Origin of the sequence: Nocardia sp. NPDC051570 (assembly GCF_044454005.1) — a bacterium.
In the GTDB taxonomy this organism is placed as follows: Bacteria; Actinomycetota; Actinomycetes; order Mycobacteriales; family Mycobacteriaceae; genus Nocardia.
In genome coordinates, this window is the sequence record NZ_JBITDI010000009.1 from 129,151 (window position 1) to 146,915 (window position 17,765).

Below are 17,765 nucleotides of genomic sequence, written 5' to 3' on the forward strand. Positions count from 1 at the left end.
GCCATGCTCAACGAACTCACCGCACAGGTCGCCCTGCAGCAGCGGCTGTTGAAGCAGCTCGATCGGGTCGCCGGACGTCCTTCCGTCGCCGATGGTGTGCAATCGCCGGATCTGCCGTTGTATCAGTTCGTCTCGCGAGTGATCGAAATGCGCGGCGCGCCGGGCCGATTCGAGCCGCCCGCCTCGATCACCGCCGAATACGATGTCCCCGAACATGCCTGGTACACCCTCGACGGTGTGGTCGCGGCCGGTGTCGTTGTCGAAACCACCGACTGTGTGCGCACTCTGATCGAGCATCTCGGTCTCCGGCTCGGCACCGGGCAGGTGTTCCGGCTGCTGTCCGCCGATCCGGTCTTCCACGGTCGGTTGCCGCGCGTGGGGCAGACGATCCGATTCCGCGCGGACATCACGCGATTCGAGGCCCGAGGCGGCATTCTGCTGGTGCATTTCACCTTCGGATGCCATATCGGTGACACCCTCGTCATGGAGATGACCGACGCCTGCGCCGGATTCGGCGCACCGACCGAACTACTGGCCGGGCGTCGGGAACTGGCCGACAGACAGGGCAGTCATCGCCGCGATCCCAGGGCGCCGACGAAATTCAAGCCGCTGGAACGCAGCGTCCGGACGTGCCTGGTGGACGAGGATATCGATCTACTCACCCGGGGTGAGCTCGCGACGGTATTCGGGCGGTACTGGGATCAACGGGCCGACGGCTGCAATCGGTCGATTCGCCTCGCCCACGGCGGAATTCGGATGCTCGACGAGATCGATATGATCGATCGGCACGGCGGCTCCCGCGGTTTCGGCGAGCTGATCGCGAGCCGGGCCGTGGATCCGAACGGCTGGTATTTCCGTGGCGTGCAGGGGGATTCGGCGGTGCCCGCCACCCTGCTCGCCGAGGGCGCGGCGCAACTGCTGCAGGTGTTCGCGATGTACACGGGGTTGCATCTGGTATTCCCGGACGGGGAATTCCAGCCCGCGTTCGACATTCCCGCCGGGGTGTATCTGCTCGGGCAGGTGACCCCGGACATCCGCAGGGTCTCCTATCGCGCGGAGATCACCGACGTCTCCCTGCTGCCGCGGCCGACCGTGGTCGCCGATGTCACGGTCTGCGCCGACGGCGAACCGGTGCTGCGGTTGACCGATCTCGCGGTGCAGGTCCGGGAGAAGCCGGGTACGCCGATCGGCCCCGGCGCGGACGGGATCATGCCGTTCCTCGGCCGCCGCAATCACGAGGGCGAGGCCACGCATTCGAACGAATTCCATCTGGCCCTGGCAGGGGTCGGCGAATTCGCCGCGGCTATCGGGGCGGAGCTGAGCGAGGCCACCGGAATCGGTAATCGCGTGCCGCGGACGCCGGGCGGCGACTATCAGCGGTTCGACCGGATTCAGCTGTTCAACGGGACGCCCGGGGAATTCACCGAGGGCGCTTCGATCGTGACCGAATACGATTCGGCGCCGGAGTGGTGGTACTACCACGACAACGGGGCCCCGACCACGCCGAACTTCATCTTCCAGGAGATCGCGCTGCAGTCCTCGCTGCTGCTCGGCTATCTGCTCGGCGGTCCGCTGCTGTTTCCCGAAGATGATCTGTTCGTCCGCAACCTGGACGGCTACGCCACGCTGACGCGGCCGATCAATCTGCGCGGCAAGACGATTCGGCAGGAGACGACGCTGCGGACGCATCTGCCGGGTTCCGGTGTGCTGTTGCAGCGGTTCGCCTTCCGCCTGTTCACCGATGGCGAGCTGTTCTACGAGGGGCAGACGCTCTACGGCTACTTCCCCGGGGAGTGGCTGAGATCCCAGCGCGGGCTCGACGGCGGCACGTACCGGCCGAGCTGGCTGGAGGAGCATCCGAATCCGACCGGGGCGCATACCCTTTCGCTGCGTACCGATGATCGATGGCGCGAGCCGCAAGCCGGGACCGGACTGCGGCTGGCGAAGGGGCGGCTGCGCCTGGTCGACGAGATCACCGTCGTTCCCGGCGGTGGCGTCCACGGCAAGGGGTATGTGCACGGCTGCCGGGCGATCGATCCGAACGACTGGTACTTCGATGTCCACAACGACCTGGACAAGGTCATGCCGGGCACGCTCGGTATCGAGTCGCTGGTCCAGGCCCTGCAGGCCTATGTGCTCGATACCGGCCTCGCCGCGGGCATGGGTCCGGTGACCTTCGAGGCTCCCGTGGGAGTGCAGGTGCGCTGGAGTTACCGGGGGCAGGTCGAGGTCCACGACAAGCAGATGACCTTCGACCTCAGCATCAAGGAGATCCGTCGCGAACCGGACCGATTGCTGGTCATCGCGGATGCGAACGTCTGGAAACCGGGTCTGCGTATCTACGAGGTCAGCGATGTCGCGGTCGAGGTGCGCCCCACCTGGGAGGTGATCGCGCGATGACGATCGAGACGATCGGCCAGACGGCGCGTCACGAGGCATCCGGCGTCGCGGATCCGTATGCGGTTCTGAGTCGGCTGGAGGCGCCCTGCTACGTCGTCGAGGGATCCGACGGCATCGTGCTGACCAACGAGGTGCCCGGCCCCAGCGCCCGGATTCTCACCGTGGCCGCGCCCCTGCCGCCGAATCGGCTGGGCTCCAGCGACTTCCGTACCGCGCACCGGGTCGGCTATGCGTACATGTCCGGCGCGATGGCCGGGGGCATCGCCTCGGCGGATCTGGTGATCGCGATGGCGCGGGCCGGATGTCTCGGATCATTCGGCGCCGCAGGTCTTTCCGTCGATCGCGTCGACGCCGCCCTGACCAGGTTCGCCGCCGAGATCCCGGGCCTGCCCTATTGCGTGAACCTCATCCACAGCCCCCAGGAACCCGCCATGGAAACGGCCCTGGTCGAGCTGTTGCTGCGTCGCGGTGTCGACTGTGTGGAGGCCTCGGCGTTCATGGATCTGACGCCCGCCCTCGTCCGCTATCGCGTGGCCGGGCTGACGCGGGGGCCGGACGGCCGGACGCGGATCGGCAACCGCGTGATCGCCAAGGTGTCTCGCGCCGAGGTCGCCGCGCGGTTCCTGCACCCGGCGCCCGAACCGATCCTCGCCCAGCTGCTGTCGTCCGGTGTGATCTCGAGCGAACAGGCCGAGCTGGCCGCGACGGTGCCGATGGCCGACGACATCACCGTCGAGGCCGATTCGGGCGGGCATACCGATCGTCGTCCGCTGTCGGTGATCCTGCCCGCCATCGCGGCCCAGCGCGATGCTGTCCAGGCCCAGCGGCGGTATCCGGGCAGGGTTCGGGTCGGTGCGGCGGGCGGCCTCGGCACTCCCGCCGCGGTCGCGGCCGCCTTCGCGCTCGGCGCGGAGTATGTCGTCACCGGTTCGGTCAATCAATCCTGTGCGGAGTCGGGAACCTCCGATGCCGCACGGAAACTGCTGCGCGCGGCCCAGGTCAGCGACTGTGAGATGGCCCCCGCCTCGGATATGTTCGAACTCGGCGTCGATGTGCAGGTGCTCAAGCGCGGCACCATGTTCGCGATGCGGGCCAAACATCTCTACAGCCTCTATCGCGGCTACGACGGAATCGACGCGCTGCCCGACGCCGAACGGACCAAGCTCGAGCAGCAGATCCTGCGCCGCCCCGTCGAGGACGTCTGGGCGGATGTGGTCGCCCACTTCCAGGCGCGCGATCCGGCTCAGGTCGAGCGGGCGACGGGGGACGCCAAGCGCGCGATGGCGTTGATCTTCCGGTGGTACCTGGGCCTGGCGTCGCGCTGGGCCAGCTCCGGCGAGGCCGATCGCGTGGCCGACTACCAGATCTGGTGCGGGCCTTCGATGGGCGCGTTCAACGAATGGGCGGCTGGTACGTACTTGGAGCACGATCGGCGCGCCGGAGACGTTGCGCGGCAACTGCTTCAGGGTGCGGCCTACGGTGCGCGGATCAATCAGCTGGCATTGCTCGGCGTGGGCTTGCCCGCGCACCTGCGCCATTATCGGCCCGTGGCGCCGATCATCGCGGAGGTGGTGTGATGGCAATCGCGCAGGCGCGGATGGACATTCGTGACGACGGTGCGAGCCGGACCCGGCGGCGAGCGCTGCTGGCCATTCTGGCCTGCTCGATTCCCGAATTCATGGTCGCCCTGGACAATCTGGTGGTCAGCAACGCGCTGGTACCGATCTCACACAGCTTGCATGCCGATGAGGCGCAGCTGCAGTGGGTGGTCAACGCCTATACGCTGTCGTTCGCCAGCCTGTTGCTCACCGGCGCGGCCCTCGGCGACCGGTTCGGGCGACGCCGCATCTTCCTCGCCGGACTCGTGCTGTTCATGGTCGGATCGATGGTGTGCGGGCTGTCGGGCACGGTACAGATATTGATCCTGGGCCGGGTCATCCAGGGCGCGGGCGCGGCCGCGGCGATGCCGCTGTCGCTGACGTTGATCGCCGAATCGGTACGCCCCGAAAAGCGCAGCGCCGCGGTCGGATTGTGGAGCGCGATGACCGGATTGGGCACCGCGCTGGGGCCGGTCATCGGTGGCGCCATCACCCAGGGGCTGGCCTGGCAGTGGATCTTCTGGATCAACATTCCGGTCGGTGTCGTCGCGGTCGTATTGATTGTGGCGGCGGTGCGGGAAAGTGAGGGTCCCGACCGGGCCGTGGATCTGCCGGGTGTGGTCATGGGCGGCGCGTCGGTGTTGCTGTTCGTCTGGGCGATCGTCAGCGGCCACCGATACGGCTGGGCCTCGGCGCGGATCGACGGCGCCTTCGTGGCCGCGGTGGCGCTGCTGATCGCCTTCGTGTTCTGGGAGCGTCGCACCACCAATCCGCTTCTTCCGCTGCGCTTCTACCGGATCCCGAGTTTCGTGCTCAGCAATGTGGTGTCCGCGACCTTCTACTTCGGGCTGTTCGGGGCGATCTTCCTGCTCGTGCAGTATCTGCAGATAGTGCAGGGGTTCAACGCGTTCGAGGCCGGATTGCGAACGTTGCCGTGGTCGCTGGGGCCGTTGATCACGGCGCCGCTGGCCGGGCTGGTGACCGATCGGGTCGGGGGCGGGCGGCTGATGGCGATCGGAATGACGCTGGACGCGGTGGCACTGGGCTGGCTGGCCCTGATCGGCCGCGAGGGCCTGCCCTATACGCATGCGATTCCGGCGCTGGTGATCGGCGGCATCGGCATGGGAATCGTGTGGACGCCGGTGACCGCGGTGGTGCTGGCCTCGGTGCGCCCGGACGAACGCGGTAAGGCCTCCGGCGCCAACAGCACCGTGCGGGAGGTGGGCGGTGCGCTCGGCATCGCGGTGAGTACCTCGGTGGTCGCGCACTATGCGACCCCGATCCATTCGTTCGCCGATATCGGCATGTCGTTCAGTAACGGCATGCGCCCGGCGCTGTGGCTGTCGGTCTGTGTGCTGATGGTCGGCGCGGCGGCCGGGGCCGCGATACCGCGTAAGCGGGTTGATCTGCTGTCCGACGAATCCCAGGAGGTAAATCGGTGACGCTCAACGAATCTCGGCAGATGGACAGGGTCGGACCGGCGCGCTGGGATGCGATCGTCGTCGGCGCGGGCCTGGGCGGGCTGTCCGCGGCCGCCTATCTCGCCGCCGCCGGACAGCGCACCCTGCTGCTCGAGCGCTACCAGGTGCTGGGTGGTTTCTCGCATGTGTTCCGCAGGCAGGGTAAATGGGAATTCGATATCGGCATGCATTACATCGGCGACTGCGGACCCGACGGCCTGACCGCGCGGGTGCTGCGCGGTGTGGGACTCGAGGACCGGATCACCTTCCGGCCGTTGGACCGCGACGGTTACGACATCGTGGTCGGACCGGACTTCGAATTGCGGATCCCCTCGGACTGGGATGGTTACCTGGACAACCTGATCGCGGCCTTCCCCGGGGAGGAGCGGGCGTTGCGCCGCTACCTCTCGGTCATGCGCAAGCTCGGCAGCGGCGTCGACCGCAGCCGGGCGGCGGCCTCACTGCGTGGTGAGGCACAAGCCTGGCGGCATGGCGGGGCGGCCGCGCCCTGGCGCTATGTGCCGCATGGGGTGCTGTTGGCCGCCTGCGGATTGAGTCCCCGTGCGATCCAGGTGCTTTCGCAGTACTCCGGCGCGTACGCGTCGGCCCCGACCGCCGCCCCCGTCGGCCTGCATGCGGGATTCATGGACGGCTTCATCTCCGGCGGCGCCTGGTATCCCGAGGGCGGAGCGCAATCGCTGGCCGCCAACTTCGCCGATGTCATCGTCGCCCATGGCGGCGAAATACGCACCAGCACAAGTGTTTCGGAGATCCGCGTCGAGGGTGGGCGGGTGTGTGGTGTGCGGCTCGACGACGGTGAGACGCTGGACGCCCCGGTCGTGGTGTCCGATATCGATATCAAGAAGACCTATCTGGACCTGATCGGCCGCGATCGGCTGCCGTGGCGGCTGGCCCGGCGGGTCGACCGCTGGAAGATGGCGACGCCCTATCTGGCCGCGTACTTCGGGCTGGAACTCGATATGCGACAGCAGCGCAACGCCAACTACTACGTCATACCCAGCTGGGACGATGCCACCAGTGTCCGCAATCTGTCGCGGATCATCCCGGATCTGGCGACCGATGCGCAGGGCCGTGTTCCCCAGGAGTGGGCGCGCGACCACGCGGCGCGCATGCCCGGGATGTTGTTCTCCGGGACGACCCGGGATCCGGGGAACCTCCGATCCGCCCCGCCCGGTTGCGGTTCCGTGGAGATGCTGTCGATCGTGCCGCCCGTGGGACCGGTGTGGGGCATCGAGCCGCAGGAGCTGGCCGATGGTTCCTACCGCCGGTCGGGCATCTACCAGGAGGTCAAGGAGATCCTCCTCGAGGGCATGCTGGACCGGGTCGAGCAGGTCTACCCCGGGGCCCGATCGCTGGTGCGCTTCCGCGAGGCCGCCACCTCCGCAACGCATTTCCGTTACACCGGAACGCAGAGCGCCGCCGGTCTGCAGCTGCGGCCCAGCCAGTTCGGCATGTTCCGGCCGCGCTCGGCCACCCCGATCCCGGGCCTGTTCCTGGCCGGTGCGAGCACAGCCTGGGGTCCGGGCACGCTCGGCGCGATGCTCAGCGGAATGCATGCGGCGGGTGCGATTCTCGACCGCGATCTCGATGCCGAGGTGCAGGCGGGTCTGGTACTCGCCGATCGTAGCCGCCTCGGCCGCTACCCCATCGAGGCCGATCCGCTGCGGGCGAGCCGCGGCTTCGGCCGCGTGCGGCACGACGCCACCGCCTGATCCGTCGCCGCCGGGTAGCCGAATTACCGTGGCGCGCGAAGGAACTCGTCGAGCAGTGCGGCGATCGTCGCGCCCTGTGCGGGCGCGTCGAGATCGCGATCGCCGCCGGTATGCCCGTGCCCGCGCAGATCGATCCGGATCACGCGGTGCCGCGGCGCGAGCAGCGGGGCCACCCGGTCGTACCAGTGCATCGATCCGCTGAAACCATGAAGCAGCACAATGGGTTTCGCCGCAGGAGCACCATCGTCGCGTAGATGGACGCGGATATCGCCGATGTCGGCGAATTCCCCGATCGGGGCGCGGGCGGGCGGGAACATCAGCACGGCTCGCTGTAGGCCAGCACCACATGATGGAACAGGTCGACGCGCTGCGTCCGCACGGTGGCGCTGTCCGGTTCGAGCAGGCATTGGGTGGCGGTGCCGTCGTGCACGGCCACCAGAGCCCGGCCCAGTGCCGCGGCATCGGTCACCCGGCGGTCGGCCAGGCTCAGCAGCGCCTCGACCATCGGCAGCAACGCCGCGGTGATCGCATCCTCGCGGGCGGCCATGATCCGGCGCAGCTCCGGATTGCGCAGCGCGTGGGCGGTGAATTCGTAGGTGATGCGAATCCACTTGTCGTCCAGGGGGATCACGCGCAACGCGCGTTCGACGCCGCGCCGCAGATCGGTCACCTCGACGGCGTGGCCCTCGTCGAGCAGCGCGGTCACCTCGCTGAGCATGCGTTCGGATCGCTGCTCCCACATGGCCAGGAACAGTTCTTCGAGGGAGGCGAAGTTGGAGTAGAACGCGCCGCGGGTGTAGCTCGCGCGCTCGCAGATCTGCTCGACGGTGCAGCGGCCGAACCCCTCGGCGGCGAAGGCGTCGAAGGCCGCGTCGAGCAGGCGCTGCCGCGTCTCGGCGCGGCGCTTGGTCATGCGCACGCCGGGATAGGCGGTCGGCTGATCGGCCTCGGTGGACATCGCCATGAGCAAGTCCTCTCCGTCGGTGATCGGATACATGAGCGTATCAAACCTCGGTTACGCTGAATTGGTGGATGTTCTCAGCGACACCATCGCGGCCGTGCGCACCGGCAGTCCCGTATCCGGGGTGTTCGTCCGGCACGCGCCCTGGGGCCGTCGATATCCGCTGGTGCCCAGCGCCGGATTCCATGTCATGGTGCGGGGCTCGTGCTGGCTGCTGGCGCCGGAGCGGGAACCGCTGGCACTGGATCCCGGCGATGTGCTGTTCCTGCCGCGCGGTGCGGCCCACCTTCTGGCCAGCGATCCCGGCGTCGCGGTGACCGAGATCGCGATGCCCGGCGCGCCGCACGAGATCGCCGGAACCGGCGAGCGCGCCGAAGTGCTCTGCGGCGCATACGAACTCGGGCGGCGTCATCCGCTGCTCGAGGGCCTACCCGAATTCGTCCATCTCCCGGCGCGTTCCGAGGATCCGGCCCTGCGCGGTGCGGTCGAGCTGTTGCGCGGCGAGTTGTCGCAGGCGCGGCCGGGCGGCGATGCGGCACTGCCCGCCCTGCTGGACATGCTGCTGCTGTTCATCCTGCGGGCCTGGTTCGAGAATCCCGAAAGCCGCGGCAGGTCAGGCGTTTTCGCCGATGCCGCGGTATCGGCCGCATTGCGTGCCATCCACGGCGATCCGGCCCATCCGTGGTCGGTATCGGCGTTGAGCTCGGTCGCGGGTGTCTCCCGGGCGACGCTGGGCCGTCGATTCACCGCCCTCGTCGGCGAGCCCCCACTGGCCTACCTCACCCGCTGGCGCATGCTCACCGCCGCCCGCCTGCTCCGCGAGACCGACGCCGCCCTCGCCGCGATCGCCCACCGGATCGGCTACACCTCCGAATTCGCCTTCGCCAAGGCCTTCAAGCGCGAATTCGGCCTTGCCCCGGGCCAGTACCGCCGCACCCAGACCCGGGCGGCCGCCTGAGACCCTCTCGGCCTGAGCCCTATTCGTAGTGGCCGCGACAGGCGATCACGATCACGCCGCCCTCGTCGGCGTGATAGACGATGCGATGTTCATGATCGATGCGCCGCGACCACCATCCGGTCAGGTTCTGTCGCAACGGTTCCGGCTTTCCGATGCCCTCGGCGTTGCCGTTGCGGCGTATGTCCTCGATCAGCCGGTTGAGCTTTCGGAGCATGGCCCGGTCCTGTGCCTGCCAGTACAGATAGTCGGTCCACCCGGTGTCGGTGAACGTGAGCTTGCGGCTCAAAGGTCGGCGGCCTGTTCGTCGTCGTCGGCGTCGATCAGTTCGCGCGGAGTCGTCTGCCCGGCCTCGGCCTGCGCGATCCCCTTCGCCAACCATGCGGCATTGGCCGGGTTGGACAGCAGGTAGGCGGTTTCCTTCATTGCCTCCCACTCGCGAAGGGAGACGACCACGGCCGCTTCCTTGCCGCCGCTGCGGGTGATCACCACCTCTTCGTTGTCCTCGGTGGCGGCGTCGAGGACCGCGGCGAAGTTGTTTCGTGCGTCGGTTGCGTGCATCGCGCGCATGGACGTGTCCTTTCTCTACGCCTCCATGATAGCGATCACGTACGCAATTCTGTACCTAAAAGTGGTAATCGTTCGAGCGGGCCGGTTCCGTCTTGTTTCCGCCGGTCAGTTGAACGGGGTCTTCGGGCGGTCCTGGAGTTCGCCATCGATGAAGAGGTCGACCTTCTCGTTGTAGAAGCAGACCAGGCCCGCTACCTTTTGGCTCTCGGGGAGGGGGGTGCGGTAGAGCCAGACCAGGTCCGGGTATTCGGCGTCGCCGATGTGGATGGTGAAGTATTCGGCGGTGCCCTTGTACGGGCAGCTGGTGCGGGTGGGGGACGCGGTGAGCAGGTCCATGCGGACGTCGGTCATCGGGAGGTAGTAGCGCGGGGGGAGGCCGGTCTCGTACAGGATGTGCGGGGCGTGGGATTCGGCGACGGTCTGGCCGCCGATCGCGACCCGGACGTGTCGGGAGCTGGTCAGGACGTCGACGCGGGTGTAGGGATTGCGGGGATGGACGTAGATCGGCTCGTCCTCCTCGAACCACTCGTCCATCAGATCCCAGTCCAGCCGGACCCGATCGCGCAGCTCGGGGATGGGAGAGTCCGGATAGCGCAGGGCCGCAGCCGATTTGGTCACGCCGTCGACGATCACGTCGTACTGTAGGCCTTCACCACGGCTGGGCGAGTGGCGGGTGGAGCCGGACGGCTCCAGTTTTGCGTGGAGATCGGCGACCGGTAGGTAATACGTTGGGTAATAAGGACTTTCCCACACCAGCAGCGGTGTGGTGGTATCTGCCACCAGGCGACCCTCGACGTAGGTCCGGACCCGCTTCGGGCTGGGTTCGATCCGGACCCGCCCCCGATTCGTTTCGGTCATACCTCCCGACGGTACTCCCGGGGCGTAAACGATCGCTGGCTACGCTGTGACCGCAACACCGGGGCGAACAAGAAGTAACTGCATGACCGAACAAGAGGTAATTGCATGACGAAGACGAGCGGCGCCGAGCGCGGGGGCCTGCGCACCGGCCTACGCCGTCGCCATATGACGATGCTCGCGATCGGCGGCGCGGTCGGCGCCGGCCTGTTCGTGGGCAGCGGCTCGGTGATCAAGACCGCCGGCCCGGCGGCGGTGCTGTCCTATGCGGCCGCGGGCGCGCTGGTGCTGTGCGTGCTGCGGGCGCTCGGCGAGATGGTCGTGGCCCGCCCGGTGGCGGGTTCGCTGGCCGAATACGCGCGCCTGGCGGTCGGGCCGTTCGCCGGATTCACCGTGGGCTGGCTGTACTGGTACCTGTATGTCGTGCTGGTCGGCGCGGAGGCGACCGCGGGCGCGGCGATCCTGGAGCAGTGGATCGACCTGCCGCAGTGGATGCTCTCGGCCGCGCTGCTGATCGTGATGACGGCGGTCAACCTGATCTCGGTGCGCTCGTTCGGTGAGTTCGAGTTCTGGTTCGCCTCGATCAAGGTGGCCGCGATCATCGTATTCCTCGTCCTGGGCGCGCTCTATGTGCTCGGCATGTGGCCGAACGGGCATGGCGGACTGGGCAATCTGACTCAGCACGGTGGATTCGTGCCCAATGGCGTCAGCGGGCTCTTGTCGGCGATCGTGGTCGTGATCTTCGCCTTCGGCGGCACCGAGATCGTCACCCTGGCCGCGGCCGAGAGCGCCGAACCCGGTAAGGCGGTGGCGCGGGCCACCAGCAATGTGCTGTGGCGGGTCGGCCTGTTCTATGTGGCGTCGATCTTCCTGGTGGTCACGATCCTGCCCTGGAACGATGCGAAGGTGCTGACCAGCCCGTTCGTCAGCGCGCTGGACGAGATGGGCGTGCCCGCGGCGGGCACGATCATGCAGGTGGTCATCCTGACCGCGGTGCTGTCGGTGCTGAACTCGGCGATCTACGTCTCCTCGCGCATGCTCTACGTGCTGACCCGCGACGGCGACGCCCCGGCGGCGCTGGTGAAGGTGAATCGCCGCGGCGTGCCCGCGCGGGCGGTGCTGCTGGGCACCGTGGCCGCATGGTGTGCGGTGCTGGCGTCCTATGTCTCCCCGGACCGGGTGTTCACCTTCCTGGTGAATTCCATCGGCGTCCTGCTGGCCTTCATGTATCTGGCGATCATGTTCTCGCAGTTGCGGTTACGCGCCCGGTTGCAGCGCGAGGATCCCGCCGCGCTGAAGTTCCGGATGTGGGGCTATCCGTATCTGAGCTGGCTGGTGATCATCGCGCTGCTGGTGGTGCTGGTCTCCGAGGCGGTCATGCCCGCGCTGCGCCCGCAGCTGATCGCCTCCACGCTCAGCCTGCTGGTGGTCGCGGCGGCCTATCCGCTGCGCGCGAAGTTCGGCAAGACGCCGCCGGTGCGCGAGGTGCATGTGCTCGAGCACTGACGGCCGATACCGAGGGAGGTCTCAGGCGGGCCGCGCCAGCGGCCGCGCCGGGGAACCGAACAGCTGGGCGTCGGCATGGGCGCGCTTGAAGTACAGCTGGGCGTCGTGTTCCCAGGTGATGGCGATGCCGCCGTGCATCTGCATCGTCTCGCCGGCCACGGTATCGAACATCCGCGTGCAGTGGCGACGGGCGGCCGCCAGATCCAATGCCGCCGACGGACTCTCGTCGTCCAGTGCCGCGATCGCGGTGTAGGCCATCGAACGCGCGGATTCGACCAGCACATACATATCGGCCATGCGGTGCTTCAGCGCCTGGAAGCCGCCGATCGGGCGGCCGAACTGTACTCGGGATTTGGTGTACTCCACCGTCATGGTCAGGCAGTGCTCGGCGGCGCCGACCTGCTCGACGGCCACGGCGGCCCAGGCGGTTTCGCGCAGCCGGGCGATCGCCCGCGAATCGCCGCCGAGCGCGCGAGCGGGTGCGGCGGCGAAGGTGATCTCCGACAGCCGCCGCGTCGGGTCCATGGTCGGCGACACCACGCGCGTCACTTCCGGTGCGGCGGTATCGATCTCGAACAGGCCGTCGGCGGTGACGACGATCAGCGTATCCGCGCTCGCGCCGTCTAGCACGTAATGCGCGGTGCCGCTGAGCCTTCCGTCGGCGGCCCGCACGCCCGGCTCGTCCCAGCCGCGTGCATCGGCCCAGCAGACGGCCAGGGTGCGTGACCCCTCGGCGACCTCCGGCAGCAATCGCCCGGCGGCCTCGGCATCGCCTGACAGCAGCACCGCGCGCACGCCGAGTACGGCCGAACCGAGCATCGGCGGCGCGTGCAGCGTGCGCCCCAACTCCTCGACCACGACCAGCGCCGCCTCGAGCCCGGCGCCGATCCCGCCGTACTCCTCGGGAATCGCCAATGCGGCGACCCCGACCTGCTCGCACAGCAGCTTCCACAGCTGTTCGTCGTGGCCGAGTTCGCCGGAGACGGCCCGCCGCAACGCCTCTCGATCGCCGTGTTTGGCGAGGACGGCCCGCACGGTCTCGGCAAGCTCCCTGAGTTCGGTGGCGTCGCTCATCCCCGTGCTCCCGTTCGCAGCGCCTCGGCAACCCGGGCGCGATGGAAATCGTTGGTGCCCCAGGCGGACCGCAGCGCGGGGACCCTGGTCAGCCAGAGCGACAGATCGTATTCGGCGGTGAAGCCGATCGCGCCGTGCACCTGCAGCGCGGTGCGCGCGGCGCGCTGTGCGGCGTCGGCGCAGGCGATCTTCGCGGCCGAGGTGTCGCGGGCCCGGTCGGGGGTGTCCGCGGTCAGCGCGGCGCGCAGCAGCAGCGGCTCGGCCAGCTCGAGGCCGATGAGCACATCGGCCAGCTGATGTTTGACGGCCTGATACTGGCCGATCGGCTTGCCGAACTGATGCCGCTGCTTGGCATAGGTGACGGTGCGGTCCAGCAGCGCCCGGCCCGCGCCGAGCAGCTGCGCGGCCGTGGCCAGGGCGCCCGCGTCGAGGGCCGCCGCGAGCGCCGACCGCACCGAATCACCCTCGGCCACCAGCTCATCCGCGGCCACGGTGAACAGCCGCCGGGGCGGATCGATCGAGCGGATATGGTCCTCGGCGCGCGCGGTGTAGAGCCGATCGCCGTCGGCCAGCAGCACCACCTCGGCGATATCGGCGTCGACCGCGGGCAGTCCCGGCTCGAGCGCGATGGTTCCGAGCGCCCGGCCCTCGGCGAACGCGCCCAACCACCGCCCCGCGGGTTCGGACTCCGAAAGTCCCTGCAGCAGAGCGGGAATCACCGCCGCGGTCTCCACCAGGGGACCCGGCACCGCGGCCCGGCCGAATTCCTGGGCCGCCACCACCAGATCGATCGGCGTCGCGCCGAGCCCGCCGTACTCCTCGGCGATCGTCAGGCCGAGCGCGCCCGCGCCTGCCAGCTGGCGGATCAGGGTGCGCCCGCCGCGATGGGCGCCGCCGCCCCACGCCCGCACGAGCCCCGGCGTGCCCGCGGCATCGCATATCTTGCGCAGACTTCCGGCGAATTCGCGCTGTTCGGGTGCTAAGGCAAATCTCATCGACAATCCGTTCGAGGGTGCGATCACCGGGGCAGGCCGAGGAGGCGTTCGGCGATGATGTTGCGCTGAATCTCGTTGGTACCGGCGTAGATCGGGCCCGCCAGCGCGAACAGATAGCCGTCGGTCCACGCACCGGCACGTTCCGCGGCCGCGCCCAGCAGATCCAGTGCGGTCTCGTACATGGCGATGTCGAGCTCGGACCAGAACACCTTGTTCACCGACGATTCCGCGCCCAGCTTGCCGCCCTCGGCGAGCCGGGTGACGGTCGCGAGCGTGTTGAGCCGGTATGCCTCGGCCCCGATCCAGCTGTCCACCACTCGATTTCGGGCCGCGGTATCGGCCGGGTCGGCGGTGTCGCGCCACAGCTCCACGAGCCGGGCGGCGGTGGCATTGAACCGGCCGGGACTGCGCAGCGACAGGCCTCGCTCGTTACTGGAGGTGCTCATCGCCACCCGCCAGCCTTCGTTCGGCTCCCCGATCACGTCGCGATCGGGGACGAAGACATTGTCCAGGAAGATCTCCGCGAAACCCGGTTCGCCGTCGAGCTGCGGAATCGGCCGCACGCTCACCCCGTCGGCGGTCAGCGGGAACATCACATAGGTCAGCCCGCGATGCCGCGCCTGGCGGGGGCGGTCAGGCCCGGAGGAGGCAGCCTGCGTAACCACGGAGGGCCCCGCGCCCGCCACCTCGGACGCAGCCTGGGGATCGCTGCGGAACAACCCGAAGGCCCAGTCCGCGAACGACGCTCGCGAACTCCAGGTCTTCTGCCCGTTGAGGATCCAGCCGCCGCTCGCGCGGCGCGCGGTGGAGCGGATGCCCGCCAGATCGCTGCCCGCCTCCGGTTCGGACCAGGCCTGCGCCCAGATATCGTCGGCTCGCGCCATGCGCGGCAGGATCCGCCGCAGCTGTTCGGGAGTCCCGTGTTCGAACAGCGTCGGCGCGAGCAGGAAGATGCCGTTCTGGCCGACCCGCCCCGGCGCGCCGGACGCGTAGTACTCCTCCTCGAACAACACCCATTCGAGCAGCGAAGCCTCCCGCCCGCCAAAGGATTCCGGCCACGAGACCACCGAGAGCCGCGCCTGCGCCAGGGTGCGCTCCCACTCCCGATGCGCCTGGAAGCCGGCCTCGGTATCCATCGACGGCAGCGGTGTCGCGGGTACGGTGGCGCGCAGGAACTCCCGTACCTCGAGCCGGAATCGCTCTGCGGCGGTGTCGAATTCGAGATCCATCTACGTCGCCCCGTCCGTGCGTGCGCTCGCCTTCATGGACCGGGCATCCATGCCGCCCAGCGAATCGGCGCCGACCTCGGCGTTATGGGCGTGCGCGAAGTGATGCAGACCGAATACCGAATCCATTCCGGCGCGCATACCCATCAGGTCCTCGCACTGGTTGACGGCCTTCTTGGTCAGCGCCAGCCCGAATTGCGGCATGGCCGAGATCTTCTCGGCCAGCGCCAGCGTCTCGGACTCCAGCTCCGCGCGCGGCACCACGCGATTGACCATGCCCCATTCGTAGGCCTGTGCCGCGGTGAAGCGATCGCCGGTGAACAGGATCTCCTTGGCGCGGCGGGGTCCGAGCACCCAGGGATGCGCGAAGTATTCGACGCCCGGAATGCCCATCCGCACCACGGGATCGGAGAAGAACGCATCCTCGGACGCGACGATCAGATCGCAGGTCCACGCCAGCATGAGCGCACCGGCGATGCAGGCGCCCTGGATCATCGCGATGGTCGGCTTGGGCATCTCGCGCCAGCGCCGGCACATGCCCAGATACACCTCGAGCTCGCGGGCGAAGCGCTGATCGCCGCCGGGGCGGTCCACATGGTCCCACCACAGCGCGGCCTTGTTCTCGTAGTGCACATGATGATCGCGGCCGGGGGTGCCGATATCGTGTCCGGCGCTGAAGTGTTTTCCGTTGCCCGCCAACACGATCACCGTGACCTCGGCATCCTCGACGGCCCGGGTGAACGCGGCGTCGAGCGCATAGGTCATCACCGAATTCTGCGCATTGCGATAGTCCGGCCGATTCATCGCGACGATCGCGATCGGTCCGCGCCGTTCGTAGGTGACGACCTCACCCTCATCGGGAATCGGATCGGTACTCACGAAATCTCCTCACGTAGTTGCCGTTTGAGCACTTTCCCGGCCGCGCTGTAGGGCAGTCGATCGCGGAATTCGACCCGGCGCGGGACCTTGAAGTTCGCCAGAGTGCCCTTGGCGTGGTCGATCACATCCTGTTCGGACAGCGCCGCACCGGGTTTGCGCACGACATAGGCCTTGCCGACCTCGCCCATCCGCTCGTCCGGCACGCCGATCACGGCCGACTCCGCGACGCCGTCGAGCCGGGCCAGGACCTGTTCCACCTCGGCCGGATACACATTGAATCCGCCGCTGATGTACATGTCCTTGAGTCGGTCGGTGATCGTCAGATAGCCACGCTCGTCGAGGATTCCGATATCGCCGGTATGCAGCCAGCCCTCGGCATCGATCGTCGTCGCGGTGTTCTCCGGATCGTCGAGATAACCCAGCATGGCATTCGGTCCACGCAGCAGGACCTCGCCATTGTCGCCGATCCGGAGTTCGAATCCGGCGATGGCCTCGCCGGAGGTGTTGGCGATGGTCCGCGGATCGTCGTCCGGTCGGCACATGGTGCCGAATCCGGCCGATTCCGACAGCCCGTAGGCGGTGACCACCACATCGAATTCCAGTTCCCCGCGCATCCTTTCGATCAGCACCACCGGCACCGTCGCCGCCCCGGTGACCGCGACCCGCAGGCTGCTCAGATCGAACTCAGTGCGGCGCGGATGGTCGAGAAGGGTCTGGTAGATCGTGGGTGGACCGGTCAGCACCGTGATCCGCTGATCCCGCACGATCCGCATCGTCTCGGGCACATCGAACCGCGCCTGCGGCACGATCGTGGCGCCGGTGACCAGGCACGCGAGAATGGCGGCCTTATAACCGAAGTTGTGAAAGAACGGCGGGATCACCAGATACCGGTCGCCGCTGCGCACTGTCGACCGCTCCGCCCAGGCCCGCACGACGCTCAGCGCCTGACGATGGGCGATCAGCGTGCCCTTGCTGCGCCCGGTGGTTCCGGAGGTGAACAGGATATCGGAAATATCCTCGGGCCCAACCGATTCCGCGCGGCGAACGATCTGTTCGGCCGGGACCGCCGCGGCGAGCTCGGCCAGCGTCGACCAGGCGAGGACCCCGTCCGGGGTGCCGGTGGCCGAGTCACCCGGAATGACGATGATCGTGTCGATCGCCAATTCGGGCGCGGCGGAACGCAATTCGGTCAGTCGATCCCTGCCCAGGAACGGCCCCACCACGAACAGCGCCTCGGCATGCACCCGTTCGAGCACATCGACGGCCTCCTCGGCGACATACCGGGTGTTCAGCGGCACCAGCGCGGCCCCCGCGTACTGCGCCCCGAGGGCGGCCACCACCCAGTGCCAGGTATTGGGCGCCCAGATGGCCACCCGGTCCCCGCGCTCGACGCCGCGCGCGATGAGCGCCCCGGCGGTCCGGCGGACCGCGTCGAGCAGCTGTGCCCAGCTCAGGCGGGTCTCGCCGTCGCTGATCGCGATCTCGTCGCGGAACTCGCGCGCCGCCTGGTGCAGGGCGAGCGGGGTGGTCTGGACCAGGGTCGTCACGGCCGT

General features: G+C 68.3%; 16 protein-coding genes. 6 read left to right on the forward strand and 10 right to left on the reverse strand.

The features are described 5' to 3' along the window. The first annotated feature begins 3 nt into the window (after window positions 1-3). Genes ACIA76_RS23440 through ACIA76_RS23455 form a run of 4 tightly spaced genes read left to right on the forward strand, consistent with a single transcriptional unit; the run spans window position 4 to window position 7,191 of the window. Window positions 4-2,400 carry a hypothetical protein gene (locus ACIA76_RS23440; protein WP_397154048.1) on the forward strand — a complete coding sequence of 799 codons (2,397 nt, stop codon included), beginning with the start codon at window positions 4-6 and terminating at the stop codon, window positions 2,398-2,400. Beyond that, complete coding sequence (locus ACIA76_RS23445) at window positions 2,397-3,977, forward strand: PfaD family polyunsaturated fatty acid/polyketide biosynthesis protein (protein WP_397154050.1); 1,581 nt, start codon at window positions 2,397-2,399, stop codon at window positions 3,975-3,977. The genes ACIA76_RS23440 and ACIA76_RS23445 overlap by 4 nt, the downstream gene beginning before the upstream one ends. Beyond that, a complete protein-coding gene (locus ACIA76_RS23450) occupies window positions 3,977-5,440 on the forward strand; it encodes an MFS transporter (RefSeq protein ID WP_397154052.1) in 1,464 nt (487 codons plus the stop codon). The genes ACIA76_RS23445 and ACIA76_RS23450 overlap by 1 nt, the downstream gene beginning before the upstream one ends. Beyond that, a complete protein-coding gene (locus ACIA76_RS23455) occupies window positions 5,437-7,191 on the forward strand; it encodes a phytoene desaturase family protein (protein WP_397154054.1) in 1,755 nt (584 codons plus the stop codon). The genes ACIA76_RS23450 and ACIA76_RS23455 overlap by 4 nt, the downstream gene beginning before the upstream one ends. A gap of 23 nt (window positions 7,192-7,214) precedes the next feature. On the opposite strand, the gene ACIA76_RS23460 is transcribed toward ACIA76_RS23455, so the two are convergent. Together ACIA76_RS23460 and ACIA76_RS23465 are read right to left on the reverse strand one after the other, a co-directional pair. Continuing rightward, window positions 7,215-7,508, reverse strand: a complete 294-nt coding sequence (locus tag ACIA76_RS23460) for an alpha/beta fold hydrolase (protein ID WP_397154056.1) — start codon at window positions 7,506-7,508, stop codon at window positions 7,215-7,217. Further along, window positions 7,508-8,155 carry a TetR/AcrR family transcriptional regulator gene (locus tag ACIA76_RS23465; RefSeq protein WP_397154058.1) on the reverse strand — a complete coding sequence of 216 codons (648 nt, stop codon included), beginning with the start codon at window positions 8,153-8,155 and terminating at the stop codon, window positions 7,508-7,510. Before ACIA76_RS23465 ends, ACIA76_RS23460 begins: the two co-directional genes overlap by 1 nt. 64 nt (window positions 8,156-8,219) lie before the next feature. Between ACIA76_RS23465 and ACIA76_RS23470 the strand changes: the two genes are divergently transcribed. Beyond that, window positions 8,220-9,110, forward strand: coding sequence for an AraC family transcriptional regulator (locus tag ACIA76_RS23470; protein ID WP_397154060.1), 891 nt, complete (start codon window positions 8,220-8,222; stop codon window positions 9,108-9,110). 19 nt (window positions 9,111-9,129) lie between these two features. Here the strand turns inward: ACIA76_RS23470 and ACIA76_RS23475 are convergent, their stop codons facing one another. The 3 genes from ACIA76_RS23475 to ACIA76_RS23485 form a co-directional block, all read right to left on the reverse strand. After that, window positions 9,130-9,396, reverse strand: a complete 267-nt coding sequence (locus tag ACIA76_RS23475) for a Txe/YoeB family addiction module toxin (protein ID WP_397154062.1) — start codon at window positions 9,394-9,396, stop codon at window positions 9,130-9,132. Continuing rightward, on the reverse strand, window positions 9,393-9,677 hold the full coding sequence (locus ACIA76_RS23480) for a type II toxin-antitoxin system Phd/YefM family antitoxin (RefSeq protein WP_397154063.1): 285 nt from the start codon (window positions 9,675-9,677) through the stop codon (window positions 9,393-9,395). Before ACIA76_RS23480 ends, ACIA76_RS23475 begins: the two co-directional genes overlap by 4 nt. A 105-nt stretch (window positions 9,678-9,782) precedes the next feature. Further along, entirely contained in the window at window positions 9,783-10,535 is a 753-nt protein-coding gene (locus tag ACIA76_RS23485) for a DUF427 domain-containing protein (protein WP_397154065.1), read from the reverse strand. 105 nt (window positions 10,536-10,640) lie between these two features. Between ACIA76_RS23485 and ACIA76_RS23490 the strand changes: the two genes are divergently transcribed. Then, window positions 10,641-12,038, forward strand: coding sequence for an amino acid permease (locus ACIA76_RS23490; protein WP_397154066.1), 1,398 nt, complete (start codon window positions 10,641-10,643; stop codon window positions 12,036-12,038). 21 nt (window positions 12,039-12,059) lie between these two features. Here the strand turns inward: ACIA76_RS23490 and ACIA76_RS23495 are convergent, their stop codons facing one another. The 5 genes from ACIA76_RS23495 to ACIA76_RS23515 are packed head-to-tail and all read right to left on the reverse strand — an operon-like array spanning window position 12,060 to window position 17,759. Beyond that, a complete protein-coding gene (locus tag ACIA76_RS23495; protein WP_397154068.1) occupies window positions 12,060-13,112 on the reverse strand; it encodes an acyl-CoA dehydrogenase family protein in 1,053 nt (350 codons plus the stop codon). Beyond that, entirely contained in the window at window positions 13,109-14,107 is a 999-nt protein-coding gene (locus tag ACIA76_RS23500; protein WP_397154070.1) for an acyl-CoA dehydrogenase family protein, read from the reverse strand. Before ACIA76_RS23500 ends, ACIA76_RS23495 begins: the two co-directional genes overlap by 4 nt. Window positions 14,108-14,130: 23 nt before the next feature. Beyond that, window positions 14,131-15,336 carry an acyl-CoA dehydrogenase family protein gene (locus ACIA76_RS23505; RefSeq protein WP_397154072.1) on the reverse strand — a complete coding sequence of 402 codons (1,206 nt, stop codon included), beginning with the start codon at window positions 15,334-15,336 and terminating at the stop codon, window positions 14,131-14,133. After that, window positions 15,337-16,212: an enoyl-CoA hydratase gene (locus ACIA76_RS23510; protein WP_397154073.1), complete on the reverse strand. Its 876-nt coding sequence runs from the start codon at window positions 16,210-16,212 to the stop codon at window positions 15,337-15,339. Next, window positions 16,209-17,759 carry a FadD3 family acyl-CoA ligase gene (locus ACIA76_RS23515; RefSeq protein ID WP_397154075.1) on the reverse strand — a complete coding sequence of 517 codons (1,551 nt, stop codon included), beginning with the start codon at window positions 17,757-17,759 and terminating at the stop codon, window positions 16,209-16,211. Before ACIA76_RS23515 ends, ACIA76_RS23510 begins: the two co-directional genes overlap by 4 nt. Window positions 17,760-17,765: the final 6 nt, after the last annotated feature.